At 71.6% G+C, this 5,754-nt stretch carries 7 protein-coding genes and 1 pseudogene; 5 read left to right on the forward strand and 3 right to left on the reverse strand.

The window, feature by feature from the left end; translation table 11 throughout:
• The coding region (locus FV229_RS24800) for a glycosyltransferase family 4 protein (RefSeq protein WP_147754490.1) at nucleotides 1-1,063 on the reverse strand (1,063 nt) is incomplete at its 3' end.
• A gap of 157 nt (nucleotides 1,064-1,220) precedes the next feature.
• Here FV229_RS24800 and FV229_RS24805 point away from each other — a divergent pair.
• A complete protein-coding gene (locus FV229_RS24805; RefSeq protein WP_147754491.1) occupies nucleotides 1,221-2,042 on the forward strand; it encodes an alpha/beta hydrolase in 822 nt (273 codons plus the stop codon).
• Between the two features lie 59 nt (nucleotides 2,043-2,101).
• Here the strand turns inward: FV229_RS24805 and FV229_RS24810 are convergent, their stop codons facing one another.
• Both FV229_RS24810 and FV229_RS24815 read right to left on the reverse strand, forming a co-directional pair.
• A complete protein-coding gene (locus FV229_RS24810; RefSeq protein WP_147754492.1) occupies nucleotides 2,102-2,386 on the reverse strand; it encodes a DUF1150 domain-containing protein in 285 nt (94 codons plus the stop codon).
• 111 nt (nucleotides 2,387-2,497) lie between these two features.
• Nucleotides 2,498-2,926 (reverse strand): Hsp20 family protein, encoded by a 429-nt coding sequence (locus FV229_RS24815; protein ID WP_147754493.1) that lies wholly within the window; start codon nucleotides 2,924-2,926, stop codon nucleotides 2,498-2,500.
• A gap of 569 nt (nucleotides 2,927-3,495) precedes the next feature.
• Here FV229_RS24815 and FV229_RS24820 point away from each other — a divergent pair.
• From FV229_RS24820 to FV229_RS24835, 4 genes and pseudogenes are all read left to right on the forward strand, one after another.
• Nucleotides 3,496-4,002, forward strand: a complete 507-nt coding sequence (locus tag FV229_RS24820; protein ID WP_246688331.1) for a Tat pathway signal protein — start codon at nucleotides 3,496-3,498, stop codon at nucleotides 4,000-4,002.
• A 121-nt stretch (nucleotides 4,003-4,123) separates the two neighbouring features.
• Nucleotides 4,124-4,813 carry a MotA/TolQ/ExbB proton channel family protein gene (locus FV229_RS24825; protein ID WP_147754494.1) on the forward strand — a complete coding sequence of 230 codons (690 nt, stop codon included), beginning with the start codon at nucleotides 4,124-4,126 and terminating at the stop codon, nucleotides 4,811-4,813.
• A gap of 111 nt (nucleotides 4,814-4,924) precedes the next feature.
• Nucleotides 4,925-5,410: a protein TolR gene (gene tolR / locus FV229_RS24830; RefSeq protein ID WP_147754495.1), complete on the forward strand. Its 486-nt coding sequence runs from the start codon at nucleotides 4,925-4,927 to the stop codon at nucleotides 5,408-5,410.
• Nucleotides 5,411-5,413: 3 nt separating this feature from the next.
• Nucleotides 5,414-5,754: pseudogene (locus FV229_RS24835) on the forward strand (protein TolA); the annotation flags it as partial.

The raw sequence follows: 5,754 nt of genomic DNA on the forward strand, positions 1-5,754 counted from the left end.
CCGCCGCGTCGCCGGCGGGCACGCGCCAGCCGGTGCGCTGCCCGGCCGGAACCTCGGGGGGGCTGAGGACGGTCTCGGGGACCGCGCCGAGGTCGGACACCACCACCGGCGTGCCCAGCGCCTGGGCCTCGACCGCCGAGCGGCCGAACGCCTCGGGCTCCACCGACGGCACCGCGACGACGGAGGCCGCCCGGAAGGCCGCCGGCATGTCGGTGCAATGCCCGACCCGCCGGACCACGCCTTCGAGCCCGCGCGCCGCGACCATCGCGTCGAGCTCGCGCTCGTAGGCGACGCGGCCCTGGGGGTCGCCCGCGAGCACGATGGCGAAGTCGGCGACGCCTTGCGCCTTGAGCAGCGCCGCCGCCTCGATCAGGATGCGCTGACCCTTCCAGGCGGTGAGACGGGCCGCCAGCAGCACGACCCGCTCGTGCGGCGCGACGCCCCAACTCCGGCGCAACGCCTCGACGCGGGCGGCGCCGACCGCCACGGGGGTGAATGCAGAGAGGTCCGTGCCGCGGTGGATCACCTGCACGCGATCGCCCGCCTGCTCGGCATGCAGCCGCCGGATCAGGTCGGCGGTGTAGTGCGAGTTGGCGATCACCACGTCGCCGCGCGCCATCACCGAGTTGTAGAGCACCTTCACGCCCGTCCGGCCGGAATAGCTGCCGTGATAGGTGGTGACGAAGGGCAGCTTCAGCCGCCGCGCGGCGCCGAGCGCGACCCAGGCCGGGGCGCGGGAGCGGGCGTGGATGATCTGCACGCCCTCGCGCCGGCACAGGCGGGCCAGCCGGCCGACGTTGAGCGCCATCTGGAGCGGGTTCTTCGAGGCGGCGGGAAACGGCAGGCAGATGCCGCCCTTGGCCTGCAGCTCGCCGACGAGTCGGCCGCCTTCCGTGGCGACCAGCGCGCGCGCGCCGGCCGCGGCGAGGCCGGCGGCGATGTCGACGGTGGTGCGCTCGGCCCCACCCGCATCGAGCTCGGGAATGATCTGGAGGACGCAGGCGCCGGCCAGCGGCGCGGCGTCGCCGGGAAATCCGACCGCCGGCCGGTGATCCTCCGTCATGAGGGATCGCGCGGCGAGAGGGCGCAGGCGGGCCGCGGCCGCAGGGAAGCGTTCATTGTCATAGGATCACGGGTACGCTTTACGGTCTGGTAAACGGCGGCTGAAGACGCGGCGTTCAGGTCGGGAACGCAGGCCTCGACGAAGGCGGGAGAACGGGATGCGGGACGGCACGACGCTGGAGCACGTCACGGTAGGCGAAGGGGCGGACGCACGTCGGATCGCGGTGCGGGTGCGCGACGGCGTCGGCCCGGCGATCGTCTGGCTCGGAGGCTTCCGCTCCGACATGGGCGCCACCAAGGCGATGGCGGTCGACGCCTTCGCCGCCGCCGAGGGGCGGCTTTTCGTGCGGTTCGACTATTCCGGCCACGGCGAGTCGGAGGGCGCGTTCGCGGCCTGCACGATCTCGACCTGGCTCGAAGACGCGGAAGCCGTGCTCGCCGCGCACGCGCCGGAGGCGCCGGTGCTGATCGGCTCGTCGATGGGCGGCTGGATCGCCTGCCTGGCGGCGCGCAACCGCGCGGCGCGCGGCGAGCCGGCGCCGACCGGCCTCGTGCTGATCGCGCCGGCCCTCGACTTCACCGAGGACCTGATGTGGGACAAATTCTCGCCCGAAATCCGCAGGACGCTGGAACAGGACGGCGTCTGGCTGCGCCAGAGCGCCTACGCTCCGGAGCCCGACGTGATCAGCATGGCGCTGATCGAGGATGGCCGGCGCAACCGCCTTTTGACCGGTCCGCTCGACCTCGGCTGCCCGGTCCACATCCTTCAGGGGATGAACGACCCGGACGTGCCGCACCCGCATGCCTTTCGCATCCTCGAAAGGCTGCCGGCGGCGGGCACGGTTCTCACGCTGATCGCCGACGGCGACCACCGCCTGTCGCGGCCGCAGGACGTCGTGCGGCTGCTCTCGGCGGTGGCGGAGATGGCGACGCCCGTTGGAGCATTTTCCATGATCTCCGGATCACGGAAAATGCTCTAACTGACTGTGTAGTCGTATTTTCTTCACGCGAGCCGGCATCCACCTCGCTTGAAAGCGCGCTAGTGCAGGCTGACCGGGTAGAGGTCGTGCTCGGCGGCGTTGGCGAGGATCACCTCGCGCGAATCCGCGAGCAGGATCGGGGCGCCGCTCGCCGACAGCAGGGCGAACAGGTCGAGCCCGGGGGTGAGCTGCGGCGCCTGCGGGAACAGGCGCATCACCTCGTCGGACCGGATCGAGCGGACGTAGGCGATGTGGCCTTCGCCGAGCGCCGCGAGGTCGGCGGCGTTGAACTCGGCCGGGTCGAGGTCGGCGGCAGTCAGCGGGGAGGTGGTGAGGTCGGTCATGTCGTGCCCTCCTTTCGAGGCAGAGCAAACAGCCCGGAAACGATCCCGTCTTGATCGAACCGATCCGGCGATCGTGGGCCTGAATCGAATGTGGGGTGTTTCGCCGGCGGATCAATCGCGCTCGAGGATGGCGATGCGGCGCACCACCCGCTCGGGCTCGGGACGGGCGAGGTCGATCGAGAGCAGGCCGTTCGACAGGTCGGCACCCAGCACCTCCATCCCGTCGGCCAGCAGGAACGCCCGCTGGAACTGGCGCGCCGCGATGCCGCGGTGGAGGAACAGCCGCTCCTTGTCGTCGACCTGACGCCCGCGGACGACGAGCTGGTTCTCCTCCAGCATCACGTCGAGCTGGTCGCGGGTGAAGCCGGCCACCGCCAGGGTGATGCGGAGGCGGTCCGGCTCCTGGTCGGTGCGGACGAGGCGCTCGATGTTGTAGGGCGGGTAGCCGTCGTTGGCGGCCTTCGAGACCCGGTCCAGCGCCTGCTCGATCTCGTCGAATCCGAGCAGGAACGGGTGTCCGAACGGGGATGGACGGGTCATCGGCAACGCCCCTGTGGAGGCCCCGTGACCGGAATGCCGGCGGGCACCTCGTTGCGGGACCCGCAAGCGGCACCCCTTCCGGATCATCGATCCGGCCCGGAAAGATATGGTCGAGCATGCCCGCCCCATCAAGAGAGCCGCCGGCCGTGATCTCACCTGACGGCCGGGCAGATCCGGCAAGGCTGGCCGGGACCATTCGGCAAGGATGCACGCCGCAACGCGAGATGTATTCGTAACAGTTTGGAACGGCTCTGATTTTCAGCGCCGCTCTTGATCCTTGCCCTGCACCTCGGATACTTCCGCCGCGCAGGCACAGTGCATTCCGCTCTTGCGGGAGATCGCGCCGGGGCGGGCGTCTTCGCGAGGCCGGACGACCGCATCGCCCCTTTCCAGACACGCGCCGAGGCCGTGGTCCGAGGGAGGGTCCGAGACGGCGATGCGATGGCGCCGGTCCTCGCGGCCGTCCGCTTCGTGCCTCGCGAACCGGATGGACCCGGCGGCAGACGAATTCGACGCGGCGCGGGGCGCCGGACGGGCCGCCCGCGGAGCGGAGGATGGGAAGCGTTTCGATGGCTCAACAGATGCTCGGGCGAGGCGTCCCGCTCCACCGGCTCCGCATCGGGCGGTTCGCCCTGGACACCGCCGCCTGCGTGGGGCTCTCCCTCGTGCTCGCGTCCTCGCTCGCCGTGTCCGCGATGGCGCAGGATGCGCCGGCCGGCGAGAAGGCCGCGCCGCTCAAGCTTCAGCTCAACCGGCTCGAATCCGTCGAGGATTCCTGCCGGGCCACGATCGTCGTCGACAACAGCCGCGGGGCTGCGCTGAAGTCGTACAAGCTCGACCTGTTCGCCTTCGACACCGACGGGATCGTGCAGAAGCGGGTCGCGGCCGAGCTCGGGCCGATCCCGGCCCGCAAGACCACCGTCAAGATCTTCAACTTCCCCGGGATCGCCTGCCCGAAGCTGAGCCGGGTGCTGCTCAGCGACGTGCTCGCCTGCGAGGGCGGCGACGCGACCCGCGAAGCCTGCCTCGAACGCACCGAGACCGAGACCAAGGCGAACATCCCGTTCGACCGCTGAGCCGAGCCGGCCCGGCGCGCGACGCCGGCGGCCCCTGAGAACCGATACCGGCCGGCGGCCCAGAGCCGCCGGGCGGCCCGCGGCCGTCGCCGCACCCGAACGACCTTGCAAGGAACCCGCAATGGATCCGACCTCCGCCCCGATCGACGCCGGTCACGACTTCTCGTTCGTGGGCCTGTTCCTGCAGGCCGACCCGATCGTGAAGGGGGTGATGATCCTGCTGGTGGTCGCCTCGCTCGCCTGCTGGACCGTGGTGTTCGAGAAGGTCGTCCGCCTCGCCGCCGCGCGGCGCCAGGCCAAGGCGTTCGACGCGCTGGTGCGCTCGGGCGGCAGCCTGGAGACGGGGATGCCGGGCATCGCCGGCCACGTGGTGAAGGCGGCTCTGGACGCCTGGCGCGACCAGGACGCCTCGGAGACCCGCGCCGAGCGGCGCGACCGGATCGAGCGCGCCATGCGCGGCGCGCTGACCCTCGAGGTCAAGCGCCTTCAGAACGGCCTGGCGCTGCTGGCGACGTCGGGGTCCACGGCGCCCTTCGTCGGCCTGTTCGGCACGGTCTGGGGCATCATGAACTCGTTCTCGTCCATCGCCCGCAGCCAGGACACCTCGCTCGCCGTGGTGGCGCCGGGCATCGCCGAGGCGCTGTTCGCCACGGCGATCGGGCTGGTCGTCGCGATCCCGGCGGTGATGGCCTACAACAAGCTCGCCAACGACGTCGGCCGGATCCAGAGCACCTTCGTCTCCGGCATCGGCCTGCTCGGCAACCGCCTCGCCCGCGACCGCGGCGTCCAGCACCGCGCCGCCGCCGAATAGCCGCGCGACCATCCGAGACGCGCGATCCCGGCCCGCTCAGGCGGCCCGGCCTTCCATTCCCGACGCGGCCGCCCCTTGGGGGCCCGAGCCGCCGACCCCGGAGGACGCCGCATGGCGATGGGTTCGATCCGCGCGAGCGGTTCCGACGACGACGACCTCGACACCGCTCCGATGTCGGAGATCAACGTGACGCCGATGGTGGACGTCATGCTGGTGCTGCTGATCATCTTCATGGTCGCGGCGCCGCTGATGACCACCGGCGTGCCGGTGCAGCTCCCGAAGACCGCAGCCGCCAAGGTCGCGCAGTCGCAGAAGCCAGTCGAGGTGACGATCGACAAGGACGGCAAGCCCTCGATCGCCAAGGAGGTCTTCACCAACGAGACGCTGGTGCCGCGCCTGCGCGCCATGGCGGCCGAGAACAAGGACCAGGTGATGCTGGTCCGCGGCGACAAGGACGTGGCCTACGGCAAGATCATGGAGGTCATGGGCCTCGTCGGCCAGGCCGGCTTCACCAAGGTGTCGCTGATCGCGCAGTCTCCGGGCGGACCGGCTCCGGGCGCCCCCGCCGCCGCGCCGACGAACGGGGCGGCGCGGTAAGCCATGTCCGCCATCGTCGACACCGGGCCGGACTCCCGCTCGTCGGGGCTCGTTCCCGCCTTCCTCGTCGCGCTCGCGCTGCATCTGGCCGCGCTGGCGGGCCTCGCCCTGTTCAAGCTGACGCCGCCGACGCCCCCCGGCGAGCAGCAGATCTCGATCGACCTCGCGCCGCTGATGACCGACGCGGACACGCAGGCGCCGAGCGAGACCCAGGCGAGCGAGGCCGCCCCGCCCGAGACCAAGCCCGTGGACGAGCCCGCCGAGGCGGAGCCGACCAAGCCGCCGCCGGACGCCGCCGAGGCCAAGCCCGACGAGGCGGTGGTCGCGCCCCCGCCGCCGGCCAC

The organism is Methylobacterium sp. WL120, assembly GCF_008039465.1.
GTDB classification, from domain to species: Bacteria; Pseudomonadota; Alphaproteobacteria; order Rhizobiales; family Beijerinckiaceae; genus Methylobacterium; species Methylobacterium cerastii.

Excerpts from the sequence above, each read along its gene's own strand:
- FV229_RS24805 (WP_147754491.1), top strand. The coding sequence starts at position 1,221 with ATGCGGGACGGCACGACGCTGGAGCACGTCACGGTAGGCGAAGGGGCG.
- FV229_RS24810 (WP_147754492.1), bottom strand. The coding sequence starts at position 2,386 with ATGACCGACCTCACCACCTCCCCGCTGACTGCCGCCGACCTCGACCCG.
- FV229_RS24825 (WP_147754494.1), top strand. The coding sequence starts at position 4,124 with ATGGATCCGACCTCCGCCCCGATCGACGCCGGTCACGACTTCTCGTTC.
- FV229_RS24815 (WP_147754493.1), bottom strand. The coding sequence starts at position 2,926 with ATGACCCGTCCATCCCCGTTCGGACACCCGTTCCTGCTCGGATTCGAC.
- FV229_RS24820 (WP_246688331.1), top strand. The coding sequence starts at position 3,496 with ATGGCTCAACAGATGCTCGGGCGAGGCGTCCCGCTCCACCGGCTCCGC.
- tolR (WP_147754495.1), top strand. The coding sequence starts at position 4,925 with ATGGCGATGGGTTCGATCCGCGCGAGCGGTTCCGACGACGACGACCTC.